Genomic DNA, 16,418 nt, shown 5'->3' with positions numbered 1-16,418 from the left:
CCTTACGCAAAAGGACTACAAATGTAAGGGCTTTTTTGTTCCAAACTAGCATTCTTTAAAACTGTGCAAACCATATTATAAGCTGCCATTTACTCATGTCAGCTTCATTGTTAACATATACAGACTCAAGAACAAATGAATCAAGAATGAAGTTAATCTCACATCTAAGGTTTTAATTCAACATTATTGAGTTTAACTAATCGCCTTCAGCAATAGGTATTAGATTTTTTAAACGATATTTCAATAGTCAATAGAATGGCCAAAACAACCACAATACTTGCTCAAGCAGGACTCGGCACTAAAGGCATTGTCTATATACTTATGGGTATTTTAGCGGCCTTTACCATTTTTGGAATGGGTCAAAAAGCTGACAGCACCGATGTACTGCTCTTTATTTCTCAGCAGGCCTTTGGTAAAATACTACTGGTGGCTGTAGGCGTTGGCCTTGGCGCCTATTCGCTATACAGATTTTACCAAGCCATTAAGGGCACTGACGATTGGGGAAATGATCTAAGAGGACTAGGCGTTAGAGCAGGATTTTTTCTTGGCGGATTTATGTACAGTCTCATTACCTTTTCAGCCTTTAAAATTTTTCTTAGGGGCAATACAGACAACCAACAAACCTCTTTACTTATTGAACAAGTATTAGACTTGCCTTATGGACGAGCTATGCTTTACATTGTTTCTGCCAGCATTTTAGGTCGAGCCATTTTCGATGCTACCATCGGTTGGTCCAAGCTCCATAAAAAGAAAATCAGTGATGATAAGCTAAATGAGACTGGGAGAAAAGTACTGACCAGAGTAGCACGCATTGGTTTCAGTGCAAGAGCCATTGTATTTGCCATCATTGCCTTTTTGATCTTTAGAGCAGCCTATTTTCTAAACCCCTATGAAGCTGGGGGAACTAAGGAGGCCTTTTCTTGGCTCCAAAACACATTGGGAACAGTCGTGTTTTCATTCATTGGCTTAGGGTTAGTAGCCTACGGTTTCTTTATGCTTATCAGAGCAAGATATCCTCATATGGATATTTAGAGGTCGATGGGAAAAGAGATACCGCTTCTACGAAGCTCATATTAGTGCCTACCTAACGTTATAACATTAGGCTACTCTGTAGCCAAAACTTCACCAAGCAATTAGCTCGGTACGAGCGAAATGTCATAACCAGACTCGCTGGAATGTGATCCTAGCTCCAGAGGAGCGACATCATCTTACTAATAGCCTGCTACAGCCTTAAGAGCTCCCAATGATCTCACTTGGCTGATCTCTCCATAGAGTCGAGATGGAAAAAGGGAAAGCTACTCTTTTCTACCCCAACCGAAGCGTAGAGGGCTACCTGAAAAGCCCTGGTTGATTTTTCGGCTGTGCTCAAGATGGAAAACAAAGCATACCGCTTCTACGAAGCTAATATCAGTTTGTACCCATGATTATGACATTAGGCTACTCTGTAGCCAAAACTTAATCGAGCCATTGACCTCGATACGAGCGAAATGTCATAACCAGACTCGCTGGAATGTGATCCTAGCTCCAGAGGAGCGGCATTGCCCTACTAATGCTCTGCTACAACCTTAAGAGCTTCCTTATGATCTCACTTGGCCGATCTCTGCATAGAGTCGAGATGAAAAAAGGGAAAGCTACTCTTTTCTACCCCAACCGAAGCGTAGAGGGCTACCTGAAAAACCTTGGTTGATTTTTCGGCTGCGCTCAAGATGGGAAACCAAACCAGCCTTTTCGGGCTCCGCGCACTTAATGGTTTTTCCTATAAGCAGTTTGTCAGAAGCCGGATAGGAATCGCTCCCAATAGCTATCGGTACGGGAATGACGGGGCTGAGAGTTGTTTTTTTATTAAACTTTGAACCTAGAACTTCGAACTTATAGGTCAAGATTTATATCTTGCGGCAATGGAAAAATTCGTTGTCTCGGCACGGAAATATAGGCCGGTTGGTTTTGAGGAAGTTGTAGGTCAAGAGCACATTACTACTACCCTTAAAAATGCAATTGACAATGAGCAGTTAGCTCAGGCACTGCTTTTCTGTGGTCCAAGAGGGGTTGGTAAAACTACCTGCGCCAGAATTGTGGCCCGATTAATCAACGAACAATCCATTGACAATCCGCTTTTAGGCAACGATTCTTTCAATATCTATGAGCTCGATGCTGCCTCTAATAACTCCGTAGATGATATCCGAAACCTGATCGATCAGGTGCGCTATCCTCCGCAGCAAGGCAAGTATAAGGTATACATCATAGATGAGGTTCACATGCTTTCGAATCAGGCCTTCAACGCGTTTTTGAAGACCCTAGAAGAGCCGCCTTCTTACGCCATCTTTATTCTAGCAACTACCGAGAAGCACAAGGTAATTCCTACCATTCTTTCTCGTTGTCAGATTTTCGACTTCAACAGAATTGAGGTGAGTGATATCTCAGGTCAGTTGAAAATGATTGCTGAGAAGGAAGGTATTGAAGCTGAAGATGAAGCGCTTAACCTAATTGGTCAAAAGGCTGACGGTGCCATGAGAGATGCACTTTCTCTTTTCGACCTTATTGTGACATTCTCACATGGAAAAAAGGTTACCTACGCAGCTACTATAGAAAACCTGCACATCCTGGATTATGATTATTACTTCAGAATGACTGAGGCTTTAATGGCTCAAAACACCACCGAAACTTTATTGATCTTCGATGAGATTCTGAAAAAGGGTTTTGATGGTCATAACTTCATAATCGGGCTAAGCAGCCATTTCCGTGACCTCATGGTAAGCAAAGACAATGCTACCATTCAGTTATTAGAGGTTTCTGATGTGGTAAAAGCTAAGTACCAAACACAGTCGAACGCAGTTCCGATGTCTTTCCTGCTTACTGCTTTAAATATTGCCAACCAGTGCGATATTCAGTATAAAGGAAGTAAAAACCAGCGCTTACATGTAGAGCTAGCACTATTGAAGATGGCGCACCTAACAACTGCCCTTCAACTGGCTGATGTGAGCGTTTTGGACGACTCATCAAAAAAAAAATTCTAGAGCAGTCTGAATCTAAGAAGTCAGAAGCCGAAAAGAAAGAAACTACTCCAGCTGCAGAGTCGAAAACTGAACCTGAACCAAAGGTTGAAACCAAAACTCAACCTACTCAAGATCCAGAACCTAGCTCTCCCGCTCCTCCACCAGCACCTGCGGCTTCAGAAGAAACTCAGCCAGTAGCACAACTCACCACCAGAAAGGTTAGAAGGCCAGGATCGGGTAAAACCATGGCCATTCCCTCCGACCTTAACTCTTTGAAGGCCGCTATGCAAAAGCCAGTGGAAGATGATACCGAAGAGGAAGAAGTAGTGGTTGGCACCCTGAGAGAAACTCCTTTTACTGCAGAACAACTCGATGAAGTTTATAATAAGTTTGTAGAGGAACGTGAGAAAAGAGGCCTCCAGCATGAGCTACTCATCTTAAAAGAGCCTTATACTCTCAAAGATAAACATGTGATTATCCCAATTGCCAACGAGGCCTTAGAACCTACTTTTGAACGCTTTAGAGCAGATTTACTTCAATTTCTAAGAGACGGATTAGCCAACGACAACGTGACAATCAGTTCAGAAATAAGGCAAATTGAAAAAGGCAGAATGCTTTACACCGACAGAGAGAAGTTTGAGCATCTTAAATCAAAATACCCTGCCCTGCGTGATCTTCAAGAAAAGCTTGGGCTAGACCCAGAGTTCTAAAACTTCAGAATAAAGCCAACCGTGATTACATTCTTGAGCTGAATATCCCTACCCCGTGTACCATCAGACCGAGTGACTTTAACATCATCGTCATAAATAAGCTGGGTATTAATTTTTGACTGTATAAAGTCATTCACTTTTAGGTTTAGGCTTGCTTCTACGTTTACTACTGTATTCGGGAATTTCTCATAGTTTGAGAAGAAGTTGTAATTGGTTTCAAACTCTACATTCTTCATCAGAGTTTTCTTGAAAGAACCTATGAGCGAAATACCAGCCTCAGATCTAATCCTTTCACCGGCTGCCACACCAAAAGACCCTGCTGTTGCTAAAGAGTCATTCAGAACAAATGTAAATCGACCAGCAAAGGGTGCCAACGTAGCTGTTAACCCCCAATCTGTGGGCTTATAGGTTAAACCTAGCGAAGCCTGAAGGTAACCTGGCGCCATAAAGTCTGAGATGAGTACTCTTCTCTTTTCAGATTGGCCAGAAACCGTTTCCAACTTCACCCCTTCATCCATTTGAGTCCTAAAGTTGATAGTGGCTGTCATCAGTATTTCCTGACTCATTTTCTGGCTATACTTAGAGTTCAAAATAACTGCATCATCCGTTTTCTCAAAGCGATTAGAGTTATCTCCGTTTCTGATAATACCGTAACCAATCTTGAGCTTATTTTCCCAGACCACCTCTTCTCTCTCGTAGTTGGTAAAACCTTCTACAATGCCTCCAATAGCCAAAGAAGAACTACCTCCGGCTGCCCAGTTGGTAAGCCCTACCTGCTGGATATTTAGGTTGAAGTTTCCACCATTTTTCCAATAAGTAATAGTGTCTTCAGGGTTAATGATCTCTGGACGAGGCAAAAGTGTAGAATCGGCTTCTTGTTCTTGTGCCCAAGCCAAGTGAAAACAAAGAAAGAAGGAAAGAAATAGAAGAGTCTTTTGAAACATTCCTAAAAATCTGCTGCAAATGTAATGGAGTAAATTAAAGGGCTGAAAAATAGCAGCGGCTTTTTGACCACTGGTGAGTTAAATCTAATTTGGTTTACGAATAATCAACTTTTCGCCCAAAGACAGGGTGTTATCTGCCTTGTTGTTCCACATCTTTAAGTCTTCGACTTCAACGCCATATTTTCTAGATATTGCCCACATAGTTTCCCCTTTTTGAACTTCGTGAGTTATTACCTCATTTTTGGGTTCAGCCGTTTTAAATCGAGTTTTCGGCACCATTAATTTGAGCTCTTGCCCTATCTGAAGGCCATTGGTTACTTGTAGGTTATTCCACTCCAATATTTCATCTATTTCTACTCCGTACTCTTTAGAAACAGCAAAGAAGGTTTCTTGATACTTCACCTTATGAGTGATTACCGTATCGGTGGCTGTATTTTCCAATCGCCTTAGTGGAGTTGGCTCAATAAAGACTTCGTTGTCATCCTTTAAAGGAACCTCTACAGTTCGAGGTCTTTCAACCCGTTGCTCTATGGTTTTCTCTGGCTCAACTGAAACTTGCTGAGATGCCGCTTGAGTAGTTTGAGGCTGAAGCACATTGCTATACTCTACAGGAATATCTTTTGGGCGAATAAATCTTAACCAGAGCACCCTCCCCACCTTCAGTTGCTCGCTGTCTCTCATGCGGTTTTTGTGCATCAGCTTTTTCTGCTTAATACCGTAATCTTGTGAAATGGACCAAAGAGTTTCCCCTGGCTGAACAATGTGATAATGCACCTTACCCTTGTTCTTTTTATTCTTGAGGTAGTAGTACTTATCTGCACGAACATTTCCTCTTTCACCAATGTCGTTGAACTTCCTAAGGCGTTTTATTTTCACCCCTGTTCTTCGAGAAAGGGTTTGTAGACTTTCGTTTTGTTTTGCACGAATTGCCGGAATACCGTTCAACTCAATTTGCCCTGGCTCATACGCCATGTTTGTATTACCTTTTATTCTAGGAAAAGCGCCCACATTGCCAGCAATTGGCCTGAAGCGCATGGATCTTTCGTTTGATTGACCGCTTGAAGTGTTGGAGCTACTGGTAGTTTTAGATGAGCCCGAAGAAGAAGTAGAAGTTCCAGAAGATTTAGGTTTATCTCCTGAAGAAGCAACCACCGGACTATGGTTTCTCTTCGGGTCAGGGTAAAAAACCATATAAGACTTATCGTCAGGAATTTTCGACTGATTCAGCCACTTGTTATAGTCTTTGAGCTCTTCATAATTGGTGTTAGTAGCTGAACTTACCTGACGAAGGGTCTTTCCCCTTCCTTCATAATTATGTAAACTAAAATCGTCTCGGTATTTACCACTGCCCACATAATCTTGGAAAGCCAGATAATGCGCCAAAAACTTCTTCACATACCAGTGTGTCTTCCCGTTGATGGTCATTGACTTGGCGCCATACAATTTATCATCAACCGACCTCTGCGTACCGGTTAGCCCTTGCAAGTAAGATTGAAGAGAAAGCACCCAGTTATCGAACACGAAATTGCTCCTTTTGAAGTATTTGGTTGCTCCAATGGTTGCGGTTATAATGTGCTTTCGTTCATCTACCACATTATCTACACGAAGCCCGAGTTCTTGAGCTGAAGCCTTTTTAAACTGCCAAAAGCCTACGGCATTGGAAGTAGAGACTGCGTCTGAAATAAACTGACTCTCCTGAATAGGTAGGTATTTAAAATCTTCTGGAATACCCTCTTGCTTTAGCACTTGCTCAACATAAGGCATATATAGCCTTGAGCGATCTACAAGTATTTGAAAGTGATATTGGCTGCGGGTAAGCAGGTCTAGTGTTTCCTCAATTTCTTTACGGGCATCTGCTGTAATCTTCAGCTTAACGCCAGCAAACTCCATTTCATTGGGGACAGTGATTGGGGCTTGCGCTAGTAAGCGTAACGAAGCCAGCAGGAGAATGAGTAGTGCGGTGAATGTCTTTCTCACTGTTTTCTTCTTACCACCATGAGGCCATCTCTGATGGGTAATAAAACGTTCTCAACTCTGTCATCTTCTTCCATGGAACGATTGTAGTCGAGAATTGCTTGCGTATCGGTATCAATTTTCTTTTCGGTTTGAACCACCTTACCACTCCACAATACATTATCGGCAATGATAAAGCCTCCTATCCGAACCTTTTCAATGACTAAGTTAAAGTAATTCAGATAATTTTTCTTATCCGCATCTATGAAAACTAAATCGAAAGGCCCCTCAATATCAGGGATTAAGTCCATGGCATTGCCAATTCGGTAATCGATCTGATCTGACAGACCGGCTTCTTCGAAATAGCCTCTTACCATTTCTTCAATTTCCTCATTCTTGTCTAGAGTAATGAGCTTTCCACCCTCGGCAAGCCCTTCAGCCAAGCAGATAGCAGAGTAACCTGTGTATGTTCCAATCTCGAGAATTCGGCTAGGCTTCATCATGTGAGAAACCATAGATAACACTCGCCCCTGCAAATGACCAGAAAGCATTCTTGGCATGAGTACCTTCTGATGTGTTTCTCTATCTAGTTTAGAAAGCAGCTCCGATTCTTTTCCAGAGTGTTCTTCAACGTACTTTTGAATATCTTCAGGAATAAACTCCATTAGTTCTGTGGTAAAAAGGTGAGGTAACTTAATCGCTGTGCATCGAACATTTCATTGGCAATATCCATTAAATCGGAACTACTAACTTTTCGGATTCTATCGAAAACATCTTCAAGACTATCTACTCTATTTAAGTCTAGAATGCTTTTACCTAACATGAGCATCAGGCTCGCATTATTCTCTTCTGCCATGGCCAATTGACCTACCAACTGCTCTTTGGCTTTGTGCAACTGCATGACACCAAGCGGTTTTTCCTTCAGCATTTTGAGCTCTCTAGCTATGATTCTGTGGCTACGCTCTACTTGGCTTTGCTCTGTACCGAAGTAAATGGCAAAGAGACCTGTATCTGCAAATGGGTGGTAACTGGCTTCTACATTATACACAAAACCATACTTCTCGCGTAAGGCCAAGTTCAACCTAGAATTCATGCCTGGGCCTCCAAGAATATTGATCAACATAAAAAGCGGGAGTCTCTTTTTGCTGGTCAATGGGTAGCCCGTTGCTCCAATAGCACAATGCGCTTGAGAGATATTTCTTCTTATAATTTCCTTTTCAGGAGTGTATTCAGCAAAGGGTTTTCTAATTCTGGCAGCTTCAATTTTTGGTATCTCACCAAAATGCTTTTCGGCCAAGCGCTGTACTTTCTTGAAAGACACATTACCCACACAAGAGAAAATAACGCGCTCTGTATTAAGGTTGGCTTTTAAAAACCCTTGAAAATCTGCTCTATGGAAAGACCTAACACTTTCTGGTGTTCCAAGAATGTTCTGGCCTAGAGGGTGATCTTTGAAAATGACTCGATCGAACTCATCTTGAATAGCATCTTCAGGATTATCGTGGTAGAGAGACATCTCTTCTAGAATTACCCCGCGCTCATTTTCAATCTGCTTTTCTGGAAAAATGGAATCGAACGTAATGTCTTTCAATAACTCGAAGGCGCTTTCCATGTGCTTATCCAATGCCGATGCATAGAAGCATATTTTCTCTTTGGTGGTATAGGCATTCAGCTCCCCGCCAACAGAGTCTAGTTTATTGAGAATGTGAAAAGCCTTTCTCTTCTTAGTTCCTTTAAAAGCCATGTGCTCCCAAAAGTGAGCAATTCCAGCCTGCTCTTCTGACTCGTCTCGGCTACCGATATCCAAAATAAATCCGCAATGCACAATTTTAGTACTTGGAACCTCTTTATGAATTACTCTAATGCCGTTGGGTAATGAAATAAGATTGTAATCGACCATCGCCTTCCTTCGAACGGGCAAAGTTAAGGCTTTATTGAGCAGAATAAGAACACTTTACATGTAAGATATCTTCCCCTTCCTCCTACTGTCATTCCCGTCCCGATAGCTATCGGGAGGAATCTCCATATCAAACGGACAGATTCGCATTTGTATTAGAATGACGATGTAAACTGATTCCTATATCTTTGCTGGCCCTATGACTAAGCCCTTTCAGAAAATACTGGTTATTCAAACCGCTTTTATTGGTGATGTAATTTTAGCCACTGGAGTTTTAGAAAAACTTCATCAGTATTATCCGCAAGCTCAACTCGACTTTTTGGTTAGAAAGGGGAACGAAGGCTTGGTAAAAAACCATCCTTTCTTGAACCAAACACTGGTCTGGGACAAGAAAGCAGGCAAGTATAAAAACCTACTGAAGTTGCTGAAAGCCATTCGCTCTGAACAGTATGATTTAGTAGTAAACATTCAGCGCTTTGCCAATTCTGGCTTTCTTACCGCTTTCTCAAGGGCTAAAATCAAAGTAGGGTTTGACAAGAACCCATTCAGCTGGGCTTTCAATAAAAAAGTACTTCATCTGATCAATAATAGAAGCCACGAGATAGAACGCAATCATAATCTAATAGCTGAGTTTACCGATGAGCATCCGGCAAAGCCAAAGCTTTATCCATCTGCAGAAGATTTTGATAAAGCAAGGAAACTAAAAACAGATCAGTTTATCTGTTTTGCTCCTGCATCTGTTTGGTTTACTAAACAATACCCAAAGGAAAAGTGGATTGAGTTTTTGGCAGAAACCAAGTTCGATGGTCTCATTTATGCGCTTGGCGCACCAACAGACAAGGCTCTTTGCGATGAAATTATAGAAAAAAGTGGCAACTCGAATGCTCATAACCTTTGCGGAAAACTTAGCCTTTTGGAATCTGCAGCCTTAATGCACGATGCCCAAATGAACTACGTGAATGACAGCGCTCCAATGCATTTAGCCAGTGCCATGAACGCTCCGACCGCTGCGATTTTCTGTTCTACTATTCCAGAATTTGGCTTTGGACCGCTTTCGGATGATTCAAGAGTTATTCAAATTCAAAAACCTTTGGCCTGTAGGCCTTGCGGATTACATGGTAAAAAGGCTTGCCCAAAAGGGCACTTTAAGTGTGGGCTTGAGATTGAGAAAAACCAACTTCTAAAACTAGTCGATTACTGATTTCAGGTTGTAGCGTACTACTTCAATTTTATTGAGTTGTTCAACTATTGAATATAGGTAGCGCCCCTCTTGGTCTACAGAAATAATCTTAGTGTCATACTCCAAAAGCAACCTATCCACTATTTCTCCCTCCCAGTTTAGAACAACTACTTTTTTAGAAAAATCCTTATCATCACCATGGCCCTCAAAGTTCTTTCCAGAATACAGAGCATAGATATATTCATCATTGGCCGTCACATCTAAAAATCCTTCCTTATTCTGAGATGAATAAGCCACACCGTAGGTTCTGCTCTTCTCTTTAATTTCAGATAAGTCTTTAAACTGTCCCATTCCTAAATGATGTGAAGCCACTAACTCAGGTTCTGGCTGATTGAATGATATGATATCCCAGTTTGGCATATTCATGGTAAAAACACCAAGCCTATTATCACTGAAATTTCTAACCGTGAATGCTTGATAAGCCATTCCAAAAGCTTCTGTTCTAAGTTCGGACTGTTCGTCTTGAAAAGGATATTTGAAATACCCTCTCGGATTTTGTCCCTCTCGATCAAAAACCACTATCCGATTTGGAGAACTAAGACTTAATGAAACAAACTCACCTTGATTGTTCCTCTCCGTTCTATTCAACCCGAACACATCAAGTTCAGCTATTTCTTTCGTAAGGTATCCTTGTTCCTTCAATGCAGAGTCAATATCGAACTCATAATAACTTCGCCCCATATCCTTGGCAATAAACCCGACCCTGTGTTCCTTTTGAGAAGCTATTGTTGATCTTAAAACTCCAGCAAACTCTCCAGGACCACCACCTTGCTTAATGAAGCCACCAAGGTATTCTAACGATTTAACATTGTAGACCTCAAAATAATTTGGCTGAGCAAAAGGCTTACAAATAACCAGCTTGTCTCCAACAACCAACAGGTTAAACGCCATCATTAAATGCTCTTCAGAAATATCCAGAGCCTCAGCATTAAGCAACCTACCTTCTACTTCAAGAGCTTCTAAAGATATTTCGATTTTAACTTCCCTTTGGCCTCTAGTACATGAGAGGGATGTCAGCGCAATAAGGACGCATAGAGTTTTGATCAAATTGGATGAGTTCATGCATATCTATTGACGTTTCAAATTAGTCAATCTAGACCACAACTAAAAAAATCGTTAACCGATGAATGAATGAAGAATTTAGTTCTTAGTTGAGTCTCATCACACTTCCCTTTAATTTCTCATTGTTTCCTGTTTACTTCGCTACAAACGAAAATGAGCTTATGAGATACGAACACATCGGTAAAGACCTTTTCATTAAAAACAGGGAAAAACTGAAAGCCAGACTAAAGCCAAACTCGGCTGTAATTGTCTGCTCTAACGATATTATGCCAACTAATGCAGATGGCACCATGGCATTCAGACAGAATAGCAACATGCTTTATCTTTCAGGTATTGATCAGGAAGAATCTACCCTAATCATAGCCCCCGACTTCCCAGACGATAGATTTAAGGAGGTGCTTTTCCTTCGTGAAACCAATGAACATATTGCGGTGTGGGAAGGCCACAAGTACACCGAAGAAGAAGCCCAAGAAACTTCAGGTGTTCAGACCATTCTTTGGAACGATAAATTTGAGCTAACCCTCAAGACTATCTTGGCTGAATGTGAGCATATTTACCTTTATCACAATGAGCACATCAGAAATTCAACAGAAGTAGAAACTCGCAGCGACCGCTTCAGTAAATGGATCCGAAATACTTATCCTAATTATGAGTATGAGCGTCTCGCACCTGAAATTTATGACCTGCGGACAGTTAAGGAGCCTAGGGAAATTGAGTTGATGCAAGAGGCTTGTAACATAACTGAAAAAGCCTTCAGAAGAGTTCTGAAATTCACTAAACCTGGCACTTGGGAATACGAAGTTGAGGCAGAATTCTTACATGAATTCATCAGAAATAAATCTAAAGGCTTTGCTTACACCCCAATTATAGCTGGTGGCGGTAATGCTTGCGTACTTCATTACATCGAAAACAAAGCTCAGTTGAAAGATGGTGATTTAATGCTTCTTGATGTTGGGGCCGAATACGCCAACTACAATGCAGACATGACCCGTACCATTCCGGTTAATGGCCGATTCACCAAAAGACAAAGAGAAGTTTACGATGCGGTTTTAAGAGTGAAAAACGAGGCAAATGCCATTCTCACTCCAGGAAATAGTATTCCTGAATACCATAAAGAGGTTGGTAAAATTATGACTAGCGAATTAATAGGGCTTGGTTTATTAGATCAAACAGATGTTAAGAACGAAGACCCTAACTGGCCTGCCTACAAGAAGTACTTTATGCACGGAACTTCACACCACATAGGGCTAGATGTTCACGATGTTGCCAGTATTTACACCGAATTCAAACCAGGCATGGTGTTCACCATTGAACCAGGCATTTACATTCCTAATGAAGGGATTGGTATTCGTTTGGAAGATGACATCCAAATTACTGAAGACGGTCACTTCAACCTGATGAGGAACATTCCTATTGAGGCTGAGGAGATTGAAGAAATCATGAATTCATAAAAATGGAAATTCGCGAGGGTAGTTTTTCTGAAGCTTTGGAAGTTCTAAGAGGACTACCCGAGTTTGACCCATTGCTTTCTACCGATCATTATGTGGAAAGAATGGCCAATAAACCGAAGCTCATCGCCATAGCATGGGTAGAAGAAAAACCTGTGGGCTGCAAAATAGCCTACGATAGGTTTGAAGATGGCACCCTATACAGTTGGCTGGGCGGGGTAATTCCAAAATATAGAAAAATGGGTCTGGCTAAGAAAATGGCAGACTTTCAAGAAAAGTGGGCACTGGAAAATGGTTTCAGTGCCATTCGCTTTAAAACCTTGAACCGACACAAGGCTATGCTCACTTTTGCCATCAATAATGGTTTTCAGATATACAATGTAAAACCGAAAGACGAGATAGAAAACTATCGTATTGAACTGATAAAGGATTTGAAATGAGTGAAGCATTTAACAGCAATGAGGCCCCAGAACCAGTTGGACTCTATCCACACTCTAGAAAAGTAGGCAATCTGCTTTTCCTTTCCGGGGTAGGGCCTAGAGAAAAAGGTACAAAGAAAATCCCTGGCGTTGAGCTTTCTGAAAACGGAGAAATCATCTCCTACGACATTGCCGAACAATGCCACTCAGTTTTCAAGAATGTCCGACTAATTCTTGAAGCCTCTGGCAGTAGCTGGGATAAACTGATAGATGTAACCGTTTTTCTTACCAATATGAAAGACGACTTCCCCACCTACAATAAAATCTATGCTGAATATTTCAAAGACAATCAACCCTGTAGAACCACAGTCGAAATCAGCTCCCTACCAACTCCCATTGCCATTGAATTGAAGTGCATAGCCACAATTTAAAATAGCTATTAACTATATTCATGATGTCACTTTCAACTACCCATCATGAACTTAGGCCAAAACTACCTCGCTTTAGCGGTTAAAGACATTTCCGCTTCTCTTGCTTTTTATCAAAAATTAGGATTCGAACCAGTACCCGATTGTGGGGGAATTGACCAAAAATGGTTGATGCTTAAAAATGGAGAAACCCAGATTGGTCTGTTTCAAGATATGTTCCCTGAAAATGTCATCACCTTCAACCCTCCTAATGTCAGGTCCATTCAAAAATCGCTAAAAGTCGAAGGTGTCCAAATTGATAATGAATGTGATGAAACCAATACTGGCCTAGCCTACATCATGCTGAAAGATCCCGATGGCAATCAAATCTTGATGGACCAGCACTAGCAATTGGGTCTCCAACATCAGGACTCATTTCCCACTTCGGGAATAATTTTATGTATTTCAAATATTTTTTTCTGCCGTTGGTAGGGTCAAATAGGTAAAACACGTAGTTGGTATAAGGATTGGGGTTCAACACCCAAATCAATCTAACAACTATGGGTCAGTTGATAAGAAAAACCAAACAAACACTCTACCCTGCTTTCAACATGATAAGCGGGTTACTCATCCGTGTTTTCAGCCCAATTAAAAAAGGAGACTTTATAGAGATAAACGGTCAAGTTGGCTCAGTAGAACACACTGGCTACAAAAAGACTATTTTAAAAAATATGGATGGCGAACCAGTTGAAATAGCCAATACACTAATCTATACTGGTGAACTTCACAACCTCAGTCATAAGAACATTGTCAACCTAGATGTTAATGTTTCTATTGAGATTTCTAACAATATGAGTTTAGTGAAGCAATTCATTAGAGACTATCTAGACAGGAATAATAGCTTATTAAAAACTCCAGCTCCACGTGTTTTTGCGAAACGCATTAAGGATAAACATGTGGTGTTAGGTATTAAAGCTTGGTGCACTATAGAGAAATATTTGGAGGCTGATGCTGAAACGGAGTTTTCATTGAAAGAATACTTAGCAAGCAAAGGCATAAGCCTAGAAACAGAAAAAACACCACAAAGAAATTTACTGACAGCCTAGTAAGGTAGGCTTAATATATTTTTTAATGCAACTAACTGAAACTCCGACTATAAAAACCTTCCCCGCTCATTTGAGTACAGGTGGCATTGTTCCGGGTTTTCAGACAGACGATAAGCACAAAGCATTCATCACGGACTTGATTGGTTTTGGGAATGGTTTGTCAGGTACTCACAAGATGTGCATTGATGTAGGTACAACTAGTGAGGTAAATGGCAATCTTATATGGAGAGCCGCTAAGCTTAAGGAATTAGGATCCAACACTTGTAAGCAAAAGGTTACAAAACTGACCAACTGTTTGGAGCTCTAATTTTACAACTCCTCGCTAGGTCAAAGCTGCTTAACCTTCTTGATTACCAGTGCCTTCTGGTAAATTAAACAGCGTATAAATGTGTGTGAAATACATATTTATGTATATTTGTATGCCTTTCACAGAAATCCTATCACCTAAACCTAGTTTCTAGAATCACACGTAAATGTGGTCTTTAACAAGGTGTAGTCTTAATCTGAGGCAAGTATTAGGTGAATCCAAGCTAACTACATCTTTGACCAAAACACGAGAGTGATGAAACAACCTATTGGTGGGTTTAAGAGACACCTACTAATTTTTGCTATTGCATGCCTTTGCGCATTGCCAACACTGAGCATTCAAGCTCAAGCACAGTCTGCCAATTGTGACCTATTTGGCCTAGGAGCTAGTGCGTCTATTGCTAATCCATTCGATCCAGCGTTGGGTTTCAACGTCTTCGTAAAGAACGACCTGAAGCTAAAAAATAATGAAACCGAAGGGGCTGTGGCGCTTGGCGGAAACCTCATAATTGATGGAAGCTACCAAGTATCTGTTAACAGTAAAGGCAGCTTCAAAGTTGGCGGGGTGCCAGTTACACTAGTAGTTGGCGGAATGGTTGACTATAGAAGCGGCAACTCTCTGCAGGTGAACAATAATGGCTATGTTAAAATTGGCAATCCCAACGGATCAAAGGCATGGTATACAGACCAGAACGGGGCTTACTCTCCGATCAGAATCACTAAAGACAATAACTACAACAGTACACCGAGGCTTCATTTACAAGCCAATGCTCAACAGCTTGGTGTAAGTGCGCAAAACAATCCCATCTTTGAGGCAAACCTTATAGACTTCAATGCTGCCTTCGCTCAGTTTGAAGCTAGCGCTCATACCATTAGTCAAATGGCAAACAATGCTAATTTGACTAACCCAAATGGCAACCCAATTAGTAATGTAAACCTTCCCAATCAAGTCAAAATCAACCTGCAAACGGGAGTTAATGTACTTAATGTTACAGGAACCGATTTAAATAAAGTATCGGTTTTCACTTACAATAATCAACCAAGTGCTAACAGAATATTAATTGTAAATGTAGACGCGCCAGGTACATTTAACTGGAACGTATTTAACACAGGGGGCATAGGTGAACATGTCGCACCGTATATTCTTTTCAACTTTCCTAACACCACAACCCTAAAAATCCAAGGTAACGGTTCTATCATTGGCTCACTATTAGCACCTAAGGCTCACATCAATAAAGCGAGCCATAATAATATTGCTGGGCAGATTGTAGGGCAGTCCATGGAGCAAGCTTCAGGCGAAAACCACTGGTTTGGTTTTGCAGGAAGCATTGGTTCTCAAACAGGTGGCGGACTGCCTAATGGAAGTACCGTAACTAGAGAGTTAGACGATTGCTCATACATCATAGATGGTAATGAATTCACCCCTGTTGCATCAGCTTCTTGTACCTCAACTCCCTCATATGTACTTTCTGGTGCTACAACCGGAAGTGGAACCAACCTCTCTGGAGTTGCTCTAAATCCTGGCACCACCACCATCACTTGGACTGCAGGAACATCAACCTACACCGTCAATGTTGAAATTGAAGACAACATTGTCCCTACCGTTATCGGGAAAGACATTACAGTGTATCTAGATGAAAATGGAGAAGTCAATGTATCTCCGGAAGATGTTAACAACGGTTCTTCCGATAATTGTGACTTAACGCTATCATTAGACAAGCTAACCTTCAGTTGTGCCGATTTAGGGTCAAACACTGCTACTCTTACTGGTAGTGATGAGGCTGGAAATTCTGCGACAACCACTGTCACCATCACAGTAGAAGACAACATTGCGCCTACTGTGGTTACTAAGAACATCACCAAAATGGTGAATAGTGCTACGCCTGTTACCATCACCCCTCAAGATGTGCTGGTGCTGAACTGTGGTTCTACG

16 protein-coding genes are annotated in these 16,418 nt (G+C 41.3%); 11 read left to right on the top strand and 5 right to left on the bottom strand.

Going from position 1 to position 16,418, the window contains the following annotated elements:
- Positions 1–255: 255 nt before the first annotated feature.
- From AWW68_RS19490 to AWW68_RS19475, 3 genes are all read left to right on the top strand, one after another.
- A complete protein-coding gene (locus tag AWW68_RS19490; protein ID WP_068225209.1) occupies positions 256–1,032 on the top strand; it encodes a DUF1206 domain-containing protein in 777 nt (258 codons plus the stop codon).
- Between the two features lie 866 nt (positions 1,033–1,898).
- Positions 1,899–3,014 (top strand): DNA polymerase III subunit gamma/tau, encoded by a 1,116-nt coding sequence (gene dnaX / locus AWW68_RS19480; RefSeq protein WP_068225205.1) that lies wholly within the window; start codon positions 1,899–1,901, stop codon positions 3,012–3,014.
- Between the two features lie 224 nt (positions 3,015–3,238).
- Positions 3,239–3,703: a hypothetical protein gene (locus AWW68_RS19475; protein ID WP_157717736.1), complete on the top strand. Its 465-nt coding sequence runs from the start codon at positions 3,239–3,241 to the stop codon at positions 3,701–3,703.
- On the opposite strand, the gene AWW68_RS19470 is transcribed toward AWW68_RS19475, so the two are convergent.
- The 4 genes from AWW68_RS19470 to AWW68_RS19455 all read right to left on the bottom strand — a co-directional run bounded on the left by AWW68_RS19470 (position 3,700) and on the right by AWW68_RS19455 (position 8,500).
- Positions 3,700–4,647: a DUF3078 domain-containing protein gene (locus AWW68_RS19470; RefSeq protein ID WP_068225198.1), complete on the bottom strand. Its 948-nt coding sequence runs from the start codon at positions 4,645–4,647 to the stop codon at positions 3,700–3,702. The two genes, AWW68_RS19475 and AWW68_RS19470, sit on opposite strands and share 4 nt — an antisense overlap.
- 84 nt (positions 4,648–4,731) lie before the next feature.
- The gene (locus AWW68_RS19465; RefSeq protein WP_157717735.1) at positions 4,732–6,624 is read right to left on the bottom strand and encodes a LysM peptidoglycan-binding domain-containing protein; all 1,893 of its coding nucleotides are present in this window, start codon (positions 6,622–6,624) and stop codon (positions 4,732–4,734) included.
- Positions 6,621–7,265: an O-methyltransferase gene (locus AWW68_RS19460; RefSeq protein WP_068225194.1), complete on the bottom strand. Its 645-nt coding sequence runs from the start codon at positions 7,263–7,265 to the stop codon at positions 6,621–6,623. Before AWW68_RS19460 ends, AWW68_RS19465 begins: the two co-directional genes overlap by 4 nt.
- The gene (locus AWW68_RS19455) at positions 7,265–8,500 is read right to left on the bottom strand and encodes a M16 family metallopeptidase (protein ID WP_068225193.1); all 1,236 of its coding nucleotides are present in this window, start codon (positions 8,498–8,500) and stop codon (positions 7,265–7,267) included. The genes AWW68_RS19460 and AWW68_RS19455 overlap by 1 nt, the downstream gene beginning before the upstream one ends.
- Before the next feature lie 196 nt (positions 8,501–8,696).
- Here AWW68_RS19455 and AWW68_RS19450 point away from each other — a divergent pair, with 196 nt between their 5' ends.
- Positions 8,697–9,698 (top strand): glycosyltransferase family 9 protein, encoded by a 1,002-nt coding sequence (locus tag AWW68_RS19450; protein WP_068225191.1) that lies wholly within the window; start codon positions 8,697–8,699, stop codon positions 9,696–9,698.
- Here AWW68_RS19450 and AWW68_RS19445 read toward each other — a convergent pair.
- Positions 9,684–10,799, bottom strand: coding sequence for a BF3164 family lipoprotein (locus tag AWW68_RS19445; protein WP_068225189.1), 1,116 nt, complete (start codon positions 10,797–10,799; stop codon positions 9,684–9,686). The two genes, AWW68_RS19450 and AWW68_RS19445, sit on opposite strands and share 15 nt — an antisense overlap.
- Positions 10,800–10,960: 161 nt before the next feature.
- Between AWW68_RS19445 and AWW68_RS19440 the strand changes: the two genes are divergently transcribed.
- From AWW68_RS19440 to AWW68_RS19410, 7 genes are all read left to right on the top strand, one after another.
- Entirely contained in the window at positions 10,961–12,250 is a 1,290-nt protein-coding gene (locus tag AWW68_RS19440) for an aminopeptidase P family protein (protein ID WP_068225294.1), read from the top strand.
- Positions 12,251–12,252: 2 nt separating this feature from the next.
- Complete coding sequence (locus AWW68_RS19435; RefSeq protein ID WP_068225187.1) at positions 12,253–12,687, top strand: GNAT family N-acetyltransferase; 435 nt, start codon at positions 12,253–12,255, stop codon at positions 12,685–12,687.
- Positions 12,684–13,097, top strand: a complete 414-nt coding sequence (locus tag AWW68_RS19430; RefSeq protein ID WP_068225184.1) for a RidA family protein — start codon at positions 12,684–12,686, stop codon at positions 13,095–13,097. Before AWW68_RS19435 ends, AWW68_RS19430 begins: the two co-directional genes overlap by 4 nt.
- 45 nt (positions 13,098–13,142) lie before the next feature.
- Positions 13,143–13,481 (top strand): VOC family protein, encoded by a 339-nt coding sequence (locus AWW68_RS19425; RefSeq protein ID WP_068225182.1) that lies wholly within the window; start codon positions 13,143–13,145, stop codon positions 13,479–13,481.
- Positions 13,482–13,633: 152 nt separating this feature from the next.
- Entirely contained in the window at positions 13,634–14,179 is a 546-nt protein-coding gene (locus AWW68_RS19420) for a mechanosensitive ion channel family protein (RefSeq protein WP_068225180.1), read from the top strand.
- A gap of 25 nt (positions 14,180–14,204) precedes the next feature.
- Complete coding sequence (locus AWW68_RS19415) at positions 14,205–14,486, top strand: hypothetical protein (RefSeq protein ID WP_068225178.1); 282 nt, start codon at positions 14,205–14,207, stop codon at positions 14,484–14,486.
- 255 nt (positions 14,487–14,741) lie between these two features.
- Positions 14,742–16,418: choice-of-anchor A family protein (locus AWW68_RS19410; RefSeq protein ID WP_068225177.1), on the top strand; the 1,677-nt coding region annotated here is incomplete at its 3' end.

The sequence above is a fragment of the Roseivirga spongicola genome, assembly GCF_001592965.1.
Taxonomy (GTDB): domain Bacteria; phylum Bacteroidota; class Bacteroidia; order Cytophagales; family Cyclobacteriaceae; genus Roseivirga; species Roseivirga spongicola.
This window is presented reverse-complemented; position numbering and strand designations above follow the sequence as displayed.